Annotated in this window: 15 protein-coding genes, 1 tRNA gene and 2 pseudogenes; 14 read left to right on the top strand and 4 right to left on the bottom strand. The window is 60.6% G+C overall.

Annotation, left to right across the window (positions count from 1 at the left end):
* Positions 1–76 precede the first annotated feature (76 nt).
* The 6 genes from rbfA to AC0IXA_RS20925 all read left to right on the top strand — a co-directional run bounded on the left by rbfA (position 77) and on the right by AC0IXA_RS20925 (position 5019).
* A complete protein-coding gene (gene rbfA, locus AC0IXA_RS20950) occupies positions 77–478 on the top strand; it encodes a 30S ribosome-binding factor RbfA (protein WP_016771753.1) in 402 nt (133 codons plus the stop codon).
* Positions 479–482: 4 nt separating this feature from the next.
* Complete coding sequence (gene truB / locus AC0IXA_RS20945; RefSeq protein WP_471814430.1) at positions 483–1400, top strand: tRNA pseudouridine(55) synthase TruB; 918 nt, start codon at positions 483–485, stop codon at positions 1398–1400.
* A gap of 143 nt (positions 1401–1543) precedes the next feature.
* Positions 1544–1813, top strand: coding sequence for a 30S ribosomal protein S15 (gene rpsO, locus AC0IXA_RS20940; protein WP_016771751.1), 270 nt, complete (start codon positions 1544–1546; stop codon positions 1811–1813).
* A 204-nt stretch (positions 1814–2017) separates the two neighbouring features.
* On the top strand, positions 2018–4123 hold the full coding sequence (gene pnp / locus AC0IXA_RS20935; RefSeq protein WP_471814429.1) for a polyribonucleotide nucleotidyltransferase: 2106 nt from the start codon (positions 2018–2020) through the stop codon (positions 4121–4123).
* Between the two features lie 291 nt (positions 4124–4414).
* A tRNA-Thr gene (locus AC0IXA_RS20930) sits at positions 4415–4490 on the top strand.
* 229 nt (positions 4491–4719) lie between these two features.
* Positions 4720–5019 carry a DUF6388 family protein gene (locus tag AC0IXA_RS20925; RefSeq protein WP_024011573.1) on the top strand — a complete coding sequence of 100 codons (300 nt, stop codon included), beginning with the start codon at positions 4720–4722 and terminating at the stop codon, positions 5017–5019.
* 108 nt (positions 5020–5127) lie between these two features.
* On the opposite strand, the gene nadC is transcribed toward AC0IXA_RS20925, so the two are convergent.
* Positions 5128–5976: a carboxylating nicotinate-nucleotide diphosphorylase gene (nadC, locus tag AC0IXA_RS20920; RefSeq protein ID WP_016771747.1), complete on the bottom strand. Its 849-nt coding sequence runs from the start codon at positions 5974–5976 to the stop codon at positions 5128–5130.
* A 267-nt stretch (positions 5977–6243) separates the two neighbouring features.
* On the opposite strand from nadC, the gene AC0IXA_RS20915 reads away from it, so the two are divergent.
* The 5 genes and pseudogenes from AC0IXA_RS20915 to AC0IXA_RS20895 all read left to right on the top strand — a co-directional run bounded on the left by AC0IXA_RS20915 (position 6244) and on the right by AC0IXA_RS20895 (position 12123).
* A complete protein-coding gene (locus AC0IXA_RS20915) occupies positions 6244–8421 on the top strand; it encodes a DUF1631 domain-containing protein (RefSeq protein WP_471814428.1) in 2178 nt (725 codons plus the stop codon).
* A 64-nt stretch (positions 8422–8485) separates the two neighbouring features.
* Positions 8486–9046, top strand: coding sequence for a 1,6-anhydro-N-acetylmuramyl-L-alanine amidase AmpD (gene ampD, locus AC0IXA_RS20910; protein ID WP_471814427.1), 561 nt, complete (start codon positions 8486–8488; stop codon positions 9044–9046).
* Positions 9043–9882 carry a regulatory signaling modulator protein AmpE gene (ampE, locus tag AC0IXA_RS20905; RefSeq protein WP_471814426.1) on the top strand — a complete coding sequence of 280 codons (840 nt, stop codon included), beginning with the start codon at positions 9043–9045 and terminating at the stop codon, positions 9880–9882. The genes ampD and ampE overlap by 4 nt, the downstream gene beginning before the upstream one ends.
* Positions 9883–10125: 243 nt before the next feature.
* Positions 10126–11217: pseudogene (locus AC0IXA_RS20900) on the top strand (methyl-accepting chemotaxis protein); the annotation flags it as partial.
* Positions 11194–12123: a methyl-accepting chemotaxis protein gene (locus AC0IXA_RS20895; protein ID WP_371915159.1), complete on the top strand. Its 930-nt coding sequence runs from the start codon at positions 11194–11196 to the stop codon at positions 12121–12123. The pseudogene AC0IXA_RS20900 and the gene AC0IXA_RS20895, both read left to right, overlap by 24 nt.
* Before the next feature lie 124 nt (positions 12124–12247).
* Here the strand turns inward: AC0IXA_RS20895 and AC0IXA_RS20890 are convergent.
* Positions 12248–12445: pseudogene (locus AC0IXA_RS20890) on the bottom strand (TatD family hydrolase); the annotation flags it as partial.
* A gap of 268 nt (positions 12446–12713) precedes the next feature.
* Here AC0IXA_RS20890 and AC0IXA_RS20885 point away from each other — a divergent pair.
* Positions 12714–13187 (top strand): hypothetical protein, encoded by a 474-nt coding sequence (locus AC0IXA_RS20885; protein WP_341639063.1) that lies wholly within the window; start codon positions 12714–12716, stop codon positions 13185–13187.
* Positions 13188–13460: 273 nt separating this feature from the next.
* Here AC0IXA_RS20885 and AC0IXA_RS20880 read toward each other — a convergent pair whose 3' ends face one another.
* Together AC0IXA_RS20880 and cra are read right to left on the bottom strand one after the other, a co-directional pair.
* Complete coding sequence (locus AC0IXA_RS20880) at positions 13461–14237, bottom strand: TatD family hydrolase (RefSeq protein ID WP_471814425.1); 777 nt, start codon at positions 14235–14237, stop codon at positions 13461–13463.
* Positions 14238–14240: 3 nt separating this feature from the next.
* On the bottom strand, positions 14241–15236 hold the full coding sequence (cra, locus tag AC0IXA_RS20875) for a catabolite repressor/activator (protein WP_341639065.1): 996 nt from the start codon (positions 15234–15236) through the stop codon (positions 14241–14243).
* Positions 15237–15541: 305 nt separating this feature from the next.
* Between cra and ptsP the strand changes: the two genes are divergently transcribed.
* Both ptsP and pfkB read left to right on the top strand, forming a co-directional pair.
* Positions 15542–18403, top strand: a complete 2862-nt coding sequence (gene ptsP, locus AC0IXA_RS20870; protein ID WP_339100561.1) for a phosphoenolpyruvate--protein phosphotransferase — start codon at positions 15542–15544, stop codon at positions 18401–18403.
* Positions 18404–19345, top strand: a complete 942-nt coding sequence (gene pfkB / locus AC0IXA_RS20865; protein ID WP_471814424.1) for a 1-phosphofructokinase — start codon at positions 18404–18406, stop codon at positions 19343–19345.
* Positions 19346–19347: the final 2 nt, after the last annotated feature.

Here is a 19347-nt window from a genome sequence, read left to right as displayed (position 1 = left end):
GGCTTTTGTCAGGCCGGGCGTTTGCCGCTTTCAGACCTTGCGGGTTTCACCGCTGGGCAGTAACAGGTAACAAATCATGGCAAAAGAATACAGCCGTACCCAACGTATCGGCGATCAGATGCAGCGCGAGCTGGCGCAATTGATCCGTCGCGAAGTCAAAGACCCGCGCGTCGGCCTGGTCACCATCACTGCTGTGGAAGTGTCCCGTGACGTCGGTCATGCGAAGATTTTCATCACCGTGATGGGGCAGGACAACGCTGAAGACATCGCGCAAAGCATCAAGGTGCTCAACGCCGCCGCAGGCTTCCTGCGCATGCAGTTGGCCCGCGAAATGAAGCTGCGCAGCGTGCCGCAATTGCATTTCCACTACGACGAATCGGTCGTGCGTGGTGCACACCTGTCGGCATTGATCGAGCGCGCCGTGGCTGAAGACAATCAGCACGTTGCCGCTCCAGCACCTGAAGACACCAAGGAGTAATTCGGTGGCTCAGGTCAAACGTATCCGTCGTAACGTCAGCGGCATCATCCTGCTCGACAAGCCGTTGGGGTTCACCTCCAACGCTGCCTTGCAGAAGGTGCGCTGGCTGCTCAATGCCGAGAAGGCCGGGCACACCGGCAGCCTCGATCCGTTGGCCACCGGCGTGTTGCCGCTGTGCTTCGGCGAGGCGACCAAGTTCTCGCAATACCTGCTCGATTCCGACAAGGGCTATGAGACCCTGGCGCAACTGGGCAAGACCACCACCACGGCCGATGCCGAAGGCGAGGTTTTGCAGGAGCGTCCGGTGACCGTTGGTCGCGCCGATGTCGAAGCGGTTCTGCCGAAATTTCGTGGGCAAATCAGTCAGATACCGCCGATGTACTCGGCACTCAAGCGTGATGGCCAGCCGCTGTACAAACTGGCACGTGCAGGCGAAGTAGTGGAGCGCGAACCGCGTTCTGTTACTATTGCGCGCTTGGAATTGCTGGCCTTCGAAGGCGATACTGCGCGGCTTGCGGTGGGCTGCAGCAAGGGCACCTATATTCGCACCCTGGTGGAGGATATCGGTGAGCAACTCGGTTGTGGTGCGTACGTCGCAGAATTGCGTCGGACCCAGGCCGGGCCTTTCACCCTGGCGCAGACCGTGACCCTCGAAGAGCTGGAAGCGGTACATGCCGAAGGCGGCAACGAAGCGGTCGATCGCTTCCTGATGCCATCGGACAGCGGCCTGCAGGATTGGCCGCTGCTGCATTTCTCGGAAGCGAGTGCGTTCTACTGGCTCAACGGCCAGCCGGTACGTGCCCCGGATGCACCGAAGTTCGGCATGGTACGAGTACAGGATCACAATGGTCGCTTTATCGGTATCGGTGAAGTGAGCGAAGACGGGCGTATCGCGCCGCGTCGCTTGATTCGGTCAGAATGACCGGAACCGGTCTGCGTTAAGCGGGCCGGCGAGTGTGGCTGTTAACAGGCATGGTCACTACTCATTTATAGATACAGGGATTTGTCCCTGGCCTGTTGAAGCTGTTTCCCTGAAACAGTTTCCTGATAAGGAAGGATTGCCTCATGGCTCTCGACGTTCAAGAAAAAGCTCAAATCGTTGCTGACTACCAGCAAGCTGTTGGTGACACTGGTTCGCCAGAAGTGCAGGTTGCACTGCTGACCGCCAACATCAACAAACTGCAAGGTCACTTCAAGGCCAACGGTAAAGATCACCACTCCCGTCGTGGTCTGATCCGCATGGTTAACCAGCGTCGCAAGCTGCTGGACTACCTGAAAGGCAAGGACGTAAGCCGGTACGCCGCGCTGATCGCTCGCCTGGGTCTGCGTCGCTAATCAGCGATTGCGCTATGAGGTTGGTGGTTTGTCGGGCGTCAGCGGTTTTCCGCTGGCGTCTTGCAGGCTCCCAGCCTCAAGTTTTATCTGCAGCATGGCTTTACCTGTAGCACCCGGACAATTGCCATCGGGCCGATTCCCGAGATTGCCCAAGAATTCGCAAGAAACCGTTTCCCCCAAGAGCCACAAAGAAGGTAGGACACCGTGAACCCGGTAATCAAAAAATTCCAGTTCGGTCAATCGACCGTTACCCTCGAGACAGGCCGTATCGCCCGTCAGGCCTCCGGCGCAGTATTGGTCACCGTTGACGACGACGTCAGCGTGTTGGTGACTGTTGTCGGTGCAAAGCAAGCCGATCCGGGCAAGGGTTTCTTCCCTCTGTCCGTGCACTACCAGGAAAAGACTTACGCTGCCGGTAAGATCCCTGGCGGTTTCTTCAAGCGTGAAGGCCGTCCTTCCGAGAAAGAAACCCTGACTTCCCGACTGATCGACCGTCCGATCCGTCCGCTGTTCCCAGAAGGCTTCATGAACGAAGTGCAGGTTGTCTGCACCGTCGTTTCCACCAGCAAGAAGACCGATCCGGACATCGCTGCGATGATCGGTACCTCGGCTGCCCTGGCCATTTCCGGCATTCCGTTCGACGGCCCGATCGGCGCCGCTCGCGTGGCTTTCCACGAAAGCACCGGCTACCTGCTGAACCCGACTTACGAGCAGCAGGCCGCTTCGAGCCTGGACATGGTCGTTGCCGGTACTTCCGACGCCGTGCTGATGGTTGAATCGGAAGCCAAAGAGCTGACCGAAGACCAGATGCTGGGCGCGGTACTGTTCGCTCACGACGAATTCCAGGTTGTGATCAACGCAGTTAAAGAACTGGCTGCCGAAGCCGCCAAGCCAACCTGGAACTGGGCTCCTGCGCCAGAAGCCACCGAACTGCTGGGCGCTATCCGCGCCGAGTTTGGCGAAGCGATCTCCCAGGCTTACACCATCACCATCAAGGCCGACCGTTACGCTCGCCTGGGTGAGCTGAAGGACCAAGTGGTTGCCAAGCTGTCCGGTGAAGAAGGCCAGCCAAGCTCTGCTGAAGTCAAAGCCGCCTTCGGCGAAATCGAATACCGCACCGTTCGCGAAAACATCGTCAACGGCAAGCCACGTATCGACGGTCGCGACACCAAGACTGTACGTCCGCTGAACATCGAAGTCGGCGTTCTGCCGAAGACTCACGGTTCGGCACTGTTCACCCGTGGCGAGACCCAGGCACTGGTTGTTGCAACACTGGGCACCGCCCGTGACGCACAACTGCTCGACACCCTGGAAGGCGAAAAGAAAGACCCGTTCATGCTGCACTACAACTTCCCGCCGTTCTCGGTGGGCGAGTGTGGTCGCATGGGTGGCGCCGGTCGTCGCGAAATCGGTCACGGCCGTCTGGCCCGTCGTTCGGTTTCGGCCATGCTGCCAGCCGCTGACGTGTTCCCGTACACCATCCGCGTGGTGTCGGAAATCACCGAATCCAACGGTTCGAGCTCGATGGCTTCCGTGTGCGGTGCTTCCCTGGCACTGATGGACGCTGGTGTACCGATGAAGGCACCGGTGGCCGGTATCGCCATGGGTCTGGTTAAAGAAGGCGAGAAGTTCGCCGTTCTGACCGACATCCTCGGCGACGAAGATCACCTGGGCGACATGGACTTCAAGGTAGCCGGTACCGCCAAAGGCGTTACCGCATTGCAGATGGACATCAAGATCAAGGGCATCACCGAAGAGATCATGGAAATCGCTCTGGGCCAGGCCCTTGAAGCGCGCCTGAACATCCTCGGCCAGATGAACCAGATCATTGGCCAGTCGCGTACCGAACTGTCGGCCAACGCTCCGACCATGATCGCGATGAAGATCGATACCGACAAGATCCGTGACGTTATCGGTAAAGGTGGCGCGACCATCCGTGCGATCTGCGAAGAAACCAAGGCTTCGATCGACATCGAAGACGACGGCTCGATCAAGATCTTCGGCGAAACCAAGGATGCTGCAGAAGCTGCTCGTCAACGCGTTCTGAGCATCACTGCAGAAGCCGAGATCGGCAAGATCTACGTCGGTAAGGTTGAGCGCATCGTCGACTTCGGCGCATTCGTCAACATCCTGCCGGGCAAGGACGGTCTGGTGCACATCTCGATGCTGAGCGACGCTCGCGTAGAGAAAGTCACCGACATTTTGAAAGAAGGTCAGGAAGTGGAAGTGCTGGTACTGGACGTGGACAACCGCGGCCGTATCAAGCTGTCCATCAAAGACGTGGCAGCTGCCAAGGCTTCGGGCGTTTAATCACCCCAACGCTTTAGCGCAATGAAGATGCCCCCGCCGTGCAAACGGCGGGGGCATTTTTTTATCTGAAATAAAGAAATTGTGGCGAGGGGATTTATCCCCGTTCGGCTGCGAAGCAGTCGTAAAACCAGACACTGCGGACCGCCTGAAACACCGAGGTGCCAGATTCACGGCCGCTTCGCAGCCCAACGGGGATAAATCCCCTCGCCACAAATGTGGTTCTCAAAAGAAAACCATCAGACAACCCACAAATTTGCCGCAGCTCGAGACCGGTGCTAGGTTTAGCCCACCGCCCGTGTAGCTCAGCCGGTAGAGCAGCGCACTCGTAACGCGAAGGTCGCAGGTTCGATTCCTGTCTCGGGCACCAACTCCTCAGCGTGCCACGTCGATACATGTTCCGCAGGTCAGCTTTTTGTGCAAGAGATGTAAAGAGCCGTGTAATTCGTCATGCAAACGTCCTATATTCGGTGCCTGCATGAGCATCGCTTAGCAGTTTTCAGATGATCCCGAATGGTTCCGAAGGCCGGCCAGTCCGCGTCAGAGAGATCCTTGATGATCCAGATCCATCCTCCATTCCTAAGATCAGCGAGAACCCCATGACTGAATTGACCCAAGAGCAACGCCACGAACAAGCGCTGGAAAAATACCTTCTGGATGTGCCGGACCTGAAGGAAGAGATCAAGGACCTGAGTCCCGATGATCAGAAAGACCAGATCCAGTGGGCCTTCGAAGACGAAGCCGAAGCGCAGGGCTTGCAGCCGTGGGAGCTGACGCTCAAGTACACGAGCACGCCGGAGGAGTTCGAGGCGCAGCGCCTCGTGCTGCACAAGGAAGCGGCGGAAGTATTGGGTGTCGAGTGGGAAGAGTACTGCGAGATGAATAATCTCGTCGTATAAGAGCAGCTGTGAGCTTCTAGCTACAAGCTACAAGCTGCAAGCTGCAAGTCAAAGCAGAGTCGCTTGGCTTGTAGCTTGTAGCTTGTAGCTTGTAGCTTGCCGCTGCGTTTAGAGGCTCAGTCGCATCGACAGGTCCACCGCTTTGACATCCTTGGTCATCGCACCAATCGAAATGTAATCCACACCCGTTTCGGCGATCGGCAGCAGCGTGCTTTCGTTGATGCCGCCGCTGGCTTCCAGTTTCGCTTTGCCGGCGGTCAGGCGTACCGCTTCGCGCATGTCGTCCAGGCTCAGTTCGTCGAGCATAATGATGTCGGCGCCGGCTTCCAGCGCCTGCTTCAACTCTTCAAGACTTTCCACTTCAATCTCCACCGGTTTGCCCGGGGCGATCTTGTGTGCGGCGGCCACGGCTTCGGCGATGCCACCACTGGCGGCGATGTGGTTTTCCTTGATCAGGAAGGCGTCGTAGAGACCGATGCGATGGTTGTGGCAGCCGCCGCAGGTCACCGCATATTTCTGTGCCAGACGCAGGCCGGGCAGGGTTTTGCGGGTGTCGAGCAACTTGACCTGCGTCTCGCCGACGAAGTCTGCCAGGTACTGCGCGCGCGTCGCCACGCCAGACAGCAACTGCAGGAAGTTCAATGCGCTGCGTTCGCCGGTCAGCAGTGAGCGAGCCGGGCCTTCGAGGTGAAACAGCGGCTGATTGGCTTTGACGCGCTGGCCGTCGACCACTTGCCAATGCACCGCCACGCGCGGATCGAGCTGGCGAAACACCGCATCGACCCACGCGGTGCCGCAGATGACGGCGTCGTCACGGGTGATGATGGTGGCTTTGGCCAGGCGTTCGGCCGGGATCAGTTGCGCGGTGATGTCGCCGCTGCCGACGTCTTCGAGCAACGCACGGCGCACGTTGTTTTCGATTTCGGCGGTCAGATCGGCGAGACGTAGATTCGGCATAACGGACTCCACAAACAAAGTGGTTCGATTATAGGGGCAGGGCGCGAGCCAACCCAAGGCGAGAACGTGCGTGCCTGGCGCATCTGGTCGATTTTCCTGCGCTGAGTGCGAGGTGTATGGCGTATAGGGGAAACCCTGAGGCCTATAGCATCGCCGGCCTCTTTTGCCAGATAATCCGCCTTGTATTTGACGTCATGGCTTTGACGAACGACTCCGCTGGGGCAGTGTCGAAAGCGACGAACCGAATCACCGTTCCAGGAGGCTTGGATGCGCAACGACGGGAAAGTGGTGCCTTTGCACCGGGCGACTGCCGATCTGGCGGACCACTCGCCGCTTGCCCGCTTGCCGGTGATTCTGCTGCAGGTCCGCGACAAGGCTGCGCAGCAGCTGCGCCACGATTTGCAGGAGCTGTTCGATAACGCCGACGACACGCTGTTCGAAATGGCCGACCGGGCGCGCAACGACGTCGATCAGAACATCTTTTTCGAAGCCATGCGCGACCTGCGCCTCAAGCGCAAGAATATCGAGCGCGGCTTTCTTGAACTGTTCTTTGAAGCCTTCGCCGGCCTTACCCAATACGACCCCGCCGCCAACACCCTGCCACGCACGCCGGTGGTCGAAGAGTCGGCGCCGCGCACCGATGCCATGGAGCGTACCGTCGCCGTGCAGACCATGGTCAGTCGCGTGCTCAAGCGCGACGGCTTCGCTCTCGACCAACTGACCGCCCGCTTCAGCTCGATGCTCGGCAAGCGTCTGGACGATCAGCACAACCCGCTGAGTCCGGCGATGCTCTGCGAATATTTCCTGCAGGCCGGGCGTAACCTCGGCGTCGAGATCAAGGTCAAGCTGATCCTGCTCAAGCTGTTCGAACGCTATGTGCTGGCTGACACCGAGCAGCTGTATGGCGAGGCCAATCAGCTGTTGCTCGCGACCGGCGTGTTGCCACATCTGAAACCCGCCGTGGCTCGTCGCATGGTCGAGCCTGCGGACAGCGACACATTGATTGAAGATCTCGACGAGCCGCCAGCGGACGAAGGCATCGAGGAAGTGTTCGCCGCGATGCAGCAATTGCTCGCCCAGGTGCGCGGCCGCGTCACACCGACCCTGGAGCCCGGCGCCCCGGCGCATCCGATCAACACCCGCGACCTGCTGCGGTTGTTGTCGCACTTGCAGCAATACGTACCGGCGCTGGAGGCTCAGGAAGATTTCGATCTGCGCCATCAGCTCGAACAACTGCTGACCCGGGTCAGCGTCAGAAGTGGCCGCTCCCGCGTCGTCGCGACTGCCGACGAAGATGTGATCAACCTGATCGCCATGGTCTTCGACTGCATCCTCGACGATCGCAACGTGCCTGACGCGCTCAAGGCGCTGATCGGCCGATTGCAGATTCCGATGCTCAAGGTCGCCGTGCTCGACAAGAGTTTCTTCAGCCGCAGCACGCACCCGGCGCGGCGCCTGCTCAACGAAATCGCCGAGGCCGCAATGGGCTGGAGCGATTGCGACGGCGCTGAGCGCGACAACCTCTACGTGCGCATCGAGCAAGTGGTGCAGCGCTTGCTGAGTGATTTTGTTGACGACCCGGCGATCTTCTCCGAACTGCTCGCCGACTTCCTCGCCTTCACTCAGGAAGAGCGCCGGCGCACTGGACTGCTTGAACAACGCTTGCGGGACGCCGAGGAAGGCCGGGCGAAGGCCGAGCTGGCTCAACGGCGTGTCGCGCAGGCGTTGCAACAGGCGCTACTGGGCAAAGTGCTGCCGGCGACGGTGGTGAGTTTCGTCCAGCAGGCCTGGAGCAAAGTGCTGTTGCTGACCTGCCTCAAGCATGGCGATCAGTCTGCCGAATGGCACGCCGACGTGCAGACCATGGAACAGTTGGTCTGGAGCGTGCAGCGCCATGACGACGGCGAATCCAGCCTGCGCCTGCTGGCACTGGTCCCGGGTTTGCTCAAGTCGCTGCGAGATGGCCTGAGCAGTACCGCGTTCGACCCGTTTGCCACCAGCGAATTTTTCAGCGAACTGGAGGCTCTGCACGTACGCGTGCTGGAGCGTTTCGACGATGCCGATCACAGCACCACGCCGCTGATCGAAGTTACCCACGAGCTCTTGCAGCACAGTGCCGGCCAGACGGCAGCCACCCCGGCGCCGCGCCTGGCGCAAGACGCTGCCGGCCTGTCTCAGGTCGAGCAGTTGCGTGTGGGCCACTGGGTGGTGTTCGACGCAGACGACGAACAGACCTTGCGTTGCAAACTCGCCGCGATCATCGAAGAGACCGGCAAATATGTCTTCGTCGACCGCACCGGGACGAAAGTGCTGGAGCACAGCCGCGCCGACCTCGCCTTGGCTTTCAGCCGTGGCGCCGCGCGTGCGCTGGATGACACCTTGCTGTTCGACCGCGCACTGGAATCGGTGCTGGGCGACCTGCGGCGACTCAATCGCGGCAAGTGATCGCGCGCCGGGTGCGGATCGCGGCATACTGGGCGCCCACATGGTCGGCGTTGAAGGAATCGGTATGCAGTTGGATCCCGCGAGCGGGTGGTGTCATGGCGTGCAGATCTGCCCGTCGCCCAACTTCAATGAGCGCCCGGCGGGCGAAGTGTCCCTGTTGGTCATCCACAACATCAGCCTGCCGCCGGCGCAATTCGCCACGGGCAAGGTGCAGGAATTTTTCCAGAATCGTCTGGATGTCACCGAACATCCCTACTTTGCAGGCATCGCTGACCTGCGCGTCTCGGCGCATTTTCTGATTGAACGTGACGGCAAGGTCACCCAGTTTGTCTCTTGTCTTGCGCGGGCGTGGCATGCCGGTATTTCGATGTTCGAAGGTCGTGAAACCTGTAACGATTTTTCCGTGGGCATCGAGCTGGAAGGCACCGATGATCTGCCGTTCACCGACGAGCAATATCGCGCGCTGACTGCGCTGACCCGGCAGTTGCAGAAGCGCTTTCCGGCGATCACCGATCAGCGTATCTGTGGCCACAGCGATATCGCGCCGGGGCGCAAGACCGATCCGGGACCGGCATTCGACTGGGCACGCTACCGCGCAGCCCTGGCAAAAGAGGAAGGACAATGAGTTTTCTGGTGTTACTGCTGGCGGTGTGGATCGAGAAGTTTTCGGCCCTGCGTCATCGGCTTCAACGCGACGGCGGATGGATCCGCGAACTGCACAAACTCGAAAACAGCAAACGGCTGGCCAGGCAACCGTGGCTGGTGCTGACGATTCTGGTGCTGTGCCCGGTGGCGTTGCTGGCGCTGTTGCTGCTGGTGCTGGAACCGGTGGCGTACGGTCTGCTGGCGCTGCCGGTGCATTTGCTGGTGGTGATTTACAGCCTCGGGCGTGGCGACCTGCTCGGCGGCCTCGGACCGTTCCGCGATTCCTGGCGCCGTGAGGATCTGCAAGCGGCGGCCCACGTGGCCAAGCGCGACCTGGACATCTGCGCCGACAGCGGCGAGCAATTGCTTGAACAAGTGCAGGGGCATCTGCTGTGGCAGGCCTACCAGAGTTTCTTTGCGGTGATCTTTTGGTACTTCCTCCTCGGTCCGGTGGCGGCATTGGCTTATCGCCTGTTGGCGCTGGCCCAAGAGCACGGCAGCAATCCGGCGCTGGTCGAGCGTGCTGCGCAATTGCGTCACGCTTTCGATTGGGTGCCGGTGCGTTTGCTGGCGGCAAGTCTTGCGCTGGTCGGCAACTTCGTTGCGGTCAGCCGAGTGATGCTGCATGAGCTGCTCAACTGGAACATCAGCGCTGCGCAGTTGATCAACAAGGTCGGCCTGGCAGCCGGGGAAGTTCCACCGCCAGTGGTCGGCCCGGACGGCATCAACACCCTCGATTGCCTGTGGGAACTGCTGCTGCGCGCGGCAGTGCTGTGGTATGCCGGGTTTGCCTTGTGGACGGTTCTGGTTCACTGATAAGCCAGCGTGAAACTCATTGTGGCGAGGGGATTTATCCCCGATGGGCTGCGTCGCAGCCCTGAAAACCCTGTTCCACCATTCATCAGTAACCATAAGTTACAAAACCTCCCGCCGATTTACGCTATACAGAGATAGCGCCCGATAGTGGCTATCTGCTGTCGTCCCGCGCCTGCCAATAAAAACAAGAAAAACCAAGGGAGACTTCCAGTGAAGAGCTTGCTCTATCCCGCCGTCTCGCTGATGAACCGTCTGAGCTTCGGCATGAAGTTCAGCCTGATCAGCGTGCTGTTCCTGGTGCCGATGCTGGTGACCAATTTCTATCTGGTACGCGATTCCTATCGCGAATTTCAGGGCACCCGTGTCGAATTGCAGAGCCTCGACCTGCTGGGCAGCAGCCTGACCCTGCGCCGGGATCTGGAAACCCTGAACAATCTGGTGCAGATCGACGTCACCCTCGGCCAGTCCGGCAAGGCCGGCAATGTCGAAGCGCAGATCCAGACGCTGGAGCAGGCTTTGCTCGCGCGCCTCGAAGGGCTGACGGCGATGACCGAAGACCCCGAGCAGATCAAGCAATTCGAGGCCAAGCGCGATGAAATGATCGCCGCGTTCAAGGCCCAGCAAGCAGAGAGCTCGCTGCAAAGCAAAAGCGCGTTGATCGGCAAGTTGCTGGCCAGTGCGCAGATTTTCAGCCAGATCATCACCAGTCAGGCCGGGTTGAGCCGCGACAACCAGAGCGACATTCGTCAGCTCAGCGAACTGGTTACGCTGATCACCCCCAGCGTCACGCAGACCCTCGGCGAAGGCCGGGCGATGGGTTCGTATTCGTTGGGCCAGGGCTTTCTCAACAGTTCCTCGAGCACGCGTTTTGACGAGTTGTTGGTGCAGCTCGAAAAACTCCAGGCCGAGTACGCCCTGAAACTGCAAGACGCCCTCGGCTCCAGCAACGCCGCACGCGAATCCCTCAGTGCCCAGGCCGACAGCAGCAAGGCTTCGCTCAAGCAGGCCAGCGAGCTGTTCGAAGAACAAGTGGTGATGGCCGACACCCTCGATGCGCCGTGGCAGGCGTTTTACGACCAAGTGACCGGGCTGATGGAACACACCTACCAGCTCAATCAGGCCACGCTGAAATTCCTCGACAGCCAATTGCAGCAGCGTCTGGCGCAGAACCGCACGCACATGATTCTGCAAGCCTCGGCGCTGTCGGTGGTCTTTGTGCTGATTTTCTATCTTTATGGCGGTTTCTACGCCTCGACCCGGACCACCCTGAAAAGCCTTGGCGCCATGATGGACAAGGTCGCCGCCGGTGACATGACCGTCAACTTCAAGGCCAGCAGCCGCGATGAACTGGGCGAGTTGGGCGAGGTGTTCAACGGCACGGTGAAGAAGATTCACGACCTGATCGAGCGCGTCGGCCACACCGTTGGCGAGGTCGAGCGTCAGGCCGGCCAGGTCGAAAGCGTGTCGGCGCAGAGCAATCAGGCTGTCGCTGGGCAGCGGTCGCAGATCGAACAAGTGGCGACGGCGATGAACCAGATGTCGGCGACTTCAATGGAAGTCGCGCGCAGTGCTGCTGCGGCGGTGAGCAGCGCCCACAGCGTCAACGACGAAACCCTCAGCGGGCGCGGGCTGGTGGAATCGCAGCAGGGCAGCATTGCCGCACTGGCCAGCGAAATCGATCAGTCGGTGCTGGTGATCAATCAACTGGCCAGCGACAGCCAGTCGATCAGCCGTGTACTGGAAGTGATCAAGAGCATCGCCGAGCAGACCAACCTGCTAGCACTCAATGCGGCGATCGAAGCGGCGCGAGCCGGCGAGCAGGGGCGCGGCTTTGCCGTGGTCGCAGATGAAGTGCGCACCTTGGCCAAGCGTACCCAGCAATCGACCGAAGAAATCGAGCAGATGATCGCCAAACTGCATGGCGGCGTCGGCGCGGCGGTGAAGGCCATGGGCGTCAGCCATCAGATGGCCAACGGCACGGTGGGCCAGTCGGAGAAAGTTCAGCAGGCGCTGGAGAACATTCTTGGCGCGGTGGGCATGATCGTCGACCAGAACCAGCAGATCGCCGCTGCCGTCGAACAGCAGACCGCCGTGGCCCACGACATCGATCAGAACATCGTCGAGATCAACCGCGCTGGCGAACGCACAGCACAAGGTGCGCACCAGACCGAAGATGCCAGCCGCGCGCTGTCGGCGCAGGTGGTTGAGCTCAAACAACTGATCAGCGCATTTCGCGTCTGAAAGGCTGGAACCGGATCAAAAATGTGGGAGCGAGCCTGCTCGCGAAGGCGGTGGGTCAGGCATTGACGATGTCACTGACAGATTGCTTTCGCGAGCAGGCTCGCTCCCACAGGGGACGGCAGTATTACCAGCCGAAGACTTCGCAGCAGTTGGCGGTGCTGGCGTTGGCCAGTTGTTCAGGCGTGATATTCATCAGCTCGGCCAGCGCCGCACAAATCGCCGGCAAATGCGCCGGGCTGTTGCGCTGGCCGGGGAACATGGCGGGGGCCATGTCTGGTGAGTCGGTTTCCAGTACCACCGATTGCAGCGGCAGTTCCGGCAGGTCGTTGCACTGCCGAGACCCAGTTGAATCCCGCTTGATGTATCCCCCTGCCTCTCGCTCGCCCTTTAGACATCCATCGCAGTTTTCCGTTTTCGCGTTCAGCGCAAGCATCTTCGTAGATTCTTGATTTCGGCACGGCTGAGTGAAGCCGCTCGTCGGGACTGTCAGGTTTTACAGTAGGACGAGTTGGGTCAATCGGATTTACTAAATTGGCCTGAACGACCCGACCTATTTTCATCTTGTCTTTACTATGTTTTAAGGAGCGATCATGAAAGCAAGTAACAGATTTTCCGGTGGCAGACCTGCGCCTGGTGTAGAGAACGTTTCTAAAAAAAATACTATCACCAAAGAGAATTTTGAAAGGCTTAGCAAGAACGCGACTTTATATGACGGGGAGCTTCATGCGGTCAGGGGAGCTTACCGGGGACAAATAAGATACAGATATTGGTGGAGTAGCGATGGAAGTATTTTTTACTGTTATTCCACGGAGTACACAATTAATGATCCAGATTATTTTGGAAGGCATAAGGCCAACATACATTTCAGTTTTGATGATGTTCAATGGTGGGGTGAAGATTCTGAAGACAATATGCGACAGGACGATAAGTGGAACGAGTGGGCTGTCGGAGGGTATGTAGGGGCAAATAAAAAAGCTCGAGTGTATGTCAGGTTTGATTTTGATCTTCCTTTCTCTGATGAGAGCGGGGAGAATTCCGTCTTCTATACTTTTCCCGGAAAGTGACTTGCTGTTTAGAAGTAGGCAGGTTAAATCAAACTTTGGCCGTGGTATGTGCTGTTCTGTGCCCTCCGCTTTGTGGTCTTGGTCAAATTCCTTGAACTTATTGGAATATCTAATATTTCGCAGTAGTGTGCTGAAAGCACTAAGTGATTACATCATTTAGCACAATCTAGAATGTAGGGGAGAGCCTGTTCGTAATAGCGGTCTGTCTGAAAAATAGCTGTAACTGACACACCGCTTTCGCGAGCAGGCTCGCTCCCACAGGGGATTGCGGTGTTACCAGCCGAAGACTTCGCAGCAGTTGGCGGTGCTGGCGTTGGCCAGTTGTTCAGGCGTGATATTCATCAGCTCGGCCAGCGCCGCACAAATCGCCGGCAGATGCGCCGGGCTGTTGCGCTGGCCGGGGAACATGGCGGGGGCCATGTCTGGTGAGTCGGTTTCCAGTACCACCGATTGCAGCGGCAGTTCCGGCAGCACCCGATGCATGCGCAATGCCTGCGGCCAGGTCGGTGCGCCGCCGATACCCAGTTTGAACCCGAGCTTGATGTACTCCCGCGCTTCCTCGCGACTGCCGGCGAAGGCGTGGATGATGCCCGCGCGTTTGAGCTTGAAGCGCTTGAGCGTGGCGATCACCGCTGCGTGGCTGCGGCGTACGTGGATCAGCGCCGGCAACTCGAAGTCCGCCGCCAGTTGCAGCTGCGCTTCGAACAACGCCTGTTGCCGTTCGCGATCGAGGTTTTCGATGAAGTAATCCAGGCCGATTTCGCCCACCGCGCATAACTGTCGATGCCCGCGCAAGCGCGTCAGCCAGCCCCCCAGCGCGCTCAAATCTTCGGGGCGATGCTGATCGAGAAATACCGGGTGCAATCCGAACGCGGCGTACAGGTCGGCATCGCTCTGCACCAGATCCCACACCCGTTGCCAGTTGCCCTGATGCACGCCCAGCACGACGATGCGCCGCACGCCGAGGGCGCGGCTTTCGGCCAGCAACTCTGCGCGATCGGCGTCGAAGTCGGGGAAGTCGAGGTGGGTGTGGCTGTCGATCAGCTCCACGATTCAGTCCCGATGAATACGCTGCTTGAAGGTCCGCGCAATGGCTTGCACGCCCGGTTGATAATCGTCCTGCTCGACGGCGGCCAGGGCCAGTTCCAGGGCCTTGTCGGCGATCAACTGGTGTTGCTGGGACATGGCGTTCACCGGCAGCGGCAGGAAATCCAGCAACTGCGTGTCACCGAAGGTGCCGAGGCGCAGCGGCCGCGATTTCAGCGGGAAATCATGCAGCGCATCGAACACGCCTTGCAGCAGCACGTAGGAAGTGGTCACCAGCGCGTCAGGCAAATGCCCCAGCCGCTGCAGGAGTTCTTCCATCAATTGCTTGCCGCACTCGCGGCTGAACGACTCGGCGTGCTCGACCAGCACCTCGCCTTTGAAATCGTTGAGCGCTGCGCGGAAGCCGGCGGCACGCTCCTGGCTGATGCTCAGCTCCGGCCGTGCGCCGAGCAGCACGATCTGTTTGAGCTGCGGATCGAGCAGGCTCTGGGTCAGATGCAGGCTGGCCTCGCGGTCGTCGCTGATCACCGAGCAGAAATGCTCCGGTTCCATGACCCGGTCGATGGCGATGATCGGCAGACCCTTGGCCTGCAACTGCCGATAGCTGTCATCACCGGCCGGCAGGCAACTGGCGACGATCAGCGCATCGCAACGACGCGCGCGGAACAGTTGCAGCAACTGGCGCTCGCTGTCCGGCGCATCGTCGGAACTGGCGATCAGCAATTGATAACCGCGCGCCCGCGCGCCTTGTTCGAGCAACTTGGCGATCCGCGCGTAACTGGGGTTTTCCAGATCCGGCAGGATAAAGCCCAGGGTGCGCGTGTGCCGACTGCGCAGGCCGGCCGCTTGCGGATTGGGCGTAAAGCCATGCAGATCGACCACCGCGCGCACGCGCTCGACGGTCGCGTTGCTGATGCGTTGCTGTTCGGCCTTGCCGTTGATGACGTAGCTGGCGGTGGTGACGGAGACGCCGGCCAACCGCGCGATATCACTGAGTTTCAACCCGGTATTTCCTTGTTTTTTCGAGCATGCCGCGACATTTTCGCCAATCCTACCCGATAAGGGCAGCCGACTTATTGCCTGGGCAGATCCGACCAGTTGGACTTCAAGGATGAGACATTATCGAGTAACGTGCCGATCAATCTAGATTAAACGTTTCAGCAAGCGTATTTTCTACGTTTTAGGTGCCTTTGGCCGGTCCTGCCGTGAAACCGCCAAAACTGCCGCTGAAAAGCGCGGCAGAGCGCCTAAGCTGTGAACCATTCAAAACAATACCTGGCGTTGAACTGCGCCAAAAAGGAGATCGCATGCTCGAGCTCACTATAGAGCAGATATCCATGGGCCAGTCGGCCGTGGATAAACCCGCTGCCCTGCAATTGCTGGCCAGTCATCTGGTTGCCGACGGTCTGGTTGCCGACGGCTACCTCGCCGGCCTGCAGGCCCGGGAAGCCCAGGGCTCGACCTTTCTCGGTCAAGGCATCGCCATTCCCCACGGTACGCCGGAAACCCGCGATCAGGTATTCGCCACCGGCGTGCGCCTGATGCAGTTTCCCGACGGCGTCGATTGGGGCGATGGCCAGATCGTTTATCTGGCGATCGGCATCGCGGCGAAATCCGACGAACACCTGCGCCTGCTGCAACTGCTGACCCGCGCCCTCGGCGAGACCGATCTGGGCCAGGCCCTCCGTCGTGCCAGCTCGCCCGAAGCGCTGCTGAAACTGCTGCAAGGCGCGCCGCAGGAACTGGCGCTGGATGCGCAGATGATCGGCCTCGGCGTGTCGGCCGACGATTTCGAAGAACTGGTCTGGCGCGGCGCACGTCTGCTGCGTCAGGCCGATTGTGTGAGCAACGGCTTTGCCGGCGTGTTGCAACAAGTCGAAGCGCTGCCACTGGGCGATGGCCTGTGGTGGCTGCACAGCGAGCAGACCGTGAAGCGTCCGGGGCTGGCGTTCGTCACCCCGGACAAACCGATGCGCTACCTCGGCCAGCCGCTCAGCGGTCTGTTCTGCCTCGCCAGTCTGGGCGAAGCGCATCAGGCGTTGCTCGAGCGTTTGTGCGCGTTGCTGATCGAAGGTCGCGGCCACGAACTGGGCCGCGCCACCAGCAGCCGCAAAGTCCTCGAAGTGCTCGGCGGTGAATTGCCTGCCGATTGGCCGAGTGCGCGCATTGCCTTGGCCAACGCCCATGGCTTGCACGCACGCCCGGCGAAAATTCTCGCGCAGTTGGCGAAAAGCTTTGATGGCGAAATCCGCGTGCGCATCGTCGACAGCCAGGACAGCGCCGTGTCGGTGAAGAGCCTGAGCAAACTGCTCAGCCTCGGCGCCCGGCGCGGTCAGGTGCTGGAGCTGATCGCCGAACCGAGCATCGCCAGCGATGCCTTGCCGGCCTTGCTCGCGGCGATTGAAGAAGGCCTCGGTGAGGAAGTCGAGCCGCTGCCGGCCGTGAGTCAGCAGCGCGAAGTGATCGCCGACATCGCCGAAGTGCTGATCGCGCCGGCCTCCGGCAGCCTGTTGCAGGCGATTCCTGCCGCACCGGGCATCGCCATCGGCCCTGCGCACATTCAGGTGCTGCAAGCCATCGATTACCCGTTGCGCGGCGAGTCGGCGGCAATCGAGCGCGAGCGCCTCAAGCAAGCGCTGAGCGACGTGCGCCGCGACATCCAAGGCTTGATCGAACGCAGCAAGGCCAAGGCAATTCGCGAGATTTTCATCACTCACCAGGAAATGCTCGACGACCCGGATCTGACCGACGAAGTCGACACCCGCCTCAAGCAAGGCGAAAGCGCCGAAGCGGCGTGGATGGCGGTGATCGAAGCCGCCGCCAAACAGCAGGAATCGCTGCAGGACGCTTTGCTCGCCGAGCGTGCCGCCGATCTGCGCGACATCGGTCGCCGGGTGCTGGCGCAGCTGTGTGGCGTGCAAACCGCGAACGAACCTGAGCAACCGTACATTCTGGTGATGGACGAAGTCGGCCCGTCCGATGTCGCGCGCCTGGATCCTGCGCGAGTGGCAGGGATTCTCACCGCGCGCGGCGGTGCTACCGCGCACAGCGCCATCGTCGCCCGCGCGCTCGGTATTCCAGCACTGGTCGGCGCGGGTGCAGCGGTGCTGTTGCTCGAGCCGGGCACGCCGCTGTTGCTCGACGGTCAGCGTGGCCGTCTGCATGTCGACGCCGATGCCGCGACCCTCAAGCGTGCCGCTGAAGAGCGCGACACCCGCGAGCAACGCCTGAAGATCGCCGCCGAACAACGCCATCAACCGGCACACACCACCGACGGCCACGCCGTCGAAGTGTTCGCCAACATCGGCGAAAGCGCAGGCGTGACCAGCGCGGTGGAGCAGGGCGCCGAAGGCATTGGTCTGCTGCGCACCGAACTGATTTTCATGGCCCACCCACAGGCCCCGGATGAGGCGACCCAGGAAGCCGAATACCGTCGCGTCCTCGATGGTCTGGCCGGGCGGCCGCTGGTGGTGCGTACGCTCGATGTCGGCGGCGACAAACCGCTGCCGTATTGGCCGATCGCCAAGGAAGAAAACCCGTTCCTCGGCGTGCGCGGCATCCGCCTGACCCTGCAGCGGCCGCAGATCATGGAAGCGCAACTGCGCGCCTTGCTGCGCTCGGCCGACAACCGTCCGCTGCGGATCATGTTCCCGATGGTCGGCAGCGTCGAAGAGTGGCGCCAGGCCCGCGACATGACCGAACGCCTGCGTCTGGAAATTCCAGTCGCCGACCTGCAATTGGGGATCATGATCGAGGTGCCATCCGCCGCACTGCTCGCGCCGGTTCTGGCCAAGGAAGTCGACTTCTTCAGCGTCGGCACCAACGACCTGACCCAATACACCCTGGCCATCGACCGTGGTCACCCGACCCTGTCTGCTCAAGCGGATGGCTTGCACCCGGCGGTGCTGCAACTGATCGACATCACCGTGCGCGCCGCCCATGCCCATGGCAAATGGGTGGGCGTCTGCGGCGAACTGGCGGCTGATCCGCTGGCGGTGCCGGTGCTGGTTGGCCTCGGTGTCGACGAGCTTAGCGTGTCCGGTCGCAGCATTGCCGAAGTCAAGGCGCGCATCCGTGAACTCAGCCTGACCCAGGCGCAAACCCTCGCCCAACAGGCCCTGGCCGTGGGCAGCGCGAATGAAGTGCGCGCATTAGTGGAGGCCCTGTAAATGGCCAAGATTCTTACCCTGACCCTCAACCCGGCACTCGACCTCACCGTCGAGCTGTCACGGCTGGATGCCGGTCAGGTCAATCGCAGCGAGGAGATGCACACCCACGCTGCGGGCAAAGGCGTCAACGTCGCCCAAGTGCTGGCGGATCTTGGCCATCAGGTCACCGTCAGCGGCTTTCTCGGCGAAGACAATCAGCAAGCGTTCGAAACCCTGTTCGCCAAGCGCGGTTTCGTCGACGCGTTCATCCGCGTGCCGGGCGAGACGCGCAGCAACATCAAGGTCGCCGAGCAGGACGGGCGCATCACCGACATCAACGGGCCAGGCCCGGTGGTCGATGCAACGGCGCAGCAAGCCTTGCTTGATCGCTTGCAGCAGATCGCACCGGGGCACGATGCCGTCGTGGTCGCCGGCAGTCTGCCGCGTGGCGTCACCGCGCAATGGTTGCGCGAGCTGATTGAAAGCTTGAACGCGCTCGGCTTGAAAGTCGCCCTCGATTCCAGCGGAGAAGCCTTGCGCGCCGCGTTGCAGGCCAGCCCCTGGTTGATCAAGCCGAACACCGAGGAACTGGCCCACGCACTCGGCTGCGAAGTGGTCTCGCCAATCGCCGAAGCACAAGCCGCCGCACGTCTGCACGGGCAAGGCATCGAGCACGTGGTGATCTCCCACGGCGCCGACGGGGTCAACTGGTTCAGTGTCGGCTCGGCCCTGCATGCCTCGCCGCCGAAGGTCAGCGTGGCCAGCACGGTCGGTGCCGGCGATTCCTTGCTGGCCGGCATGCTCCACGGTCTGCTCAGCGCCGACACCCCCGAGCAAACCCTGCGCACCGCCACCGCGATTGCGGCAATGGCGGTGACCCAGATCGGTTTTGGTATCAACGACGCTGCGCAACTGGCGCAGCTCGAACAGGGCGTGCGCGTGCGTCCCCTGACAGAACAATAAGA

The organism is Pseudomonas sp. AC083 (assembly GCF_979253165.1).
This window is presented reverse-complemented; position numbering and strand designations above follow the sequence as displayed.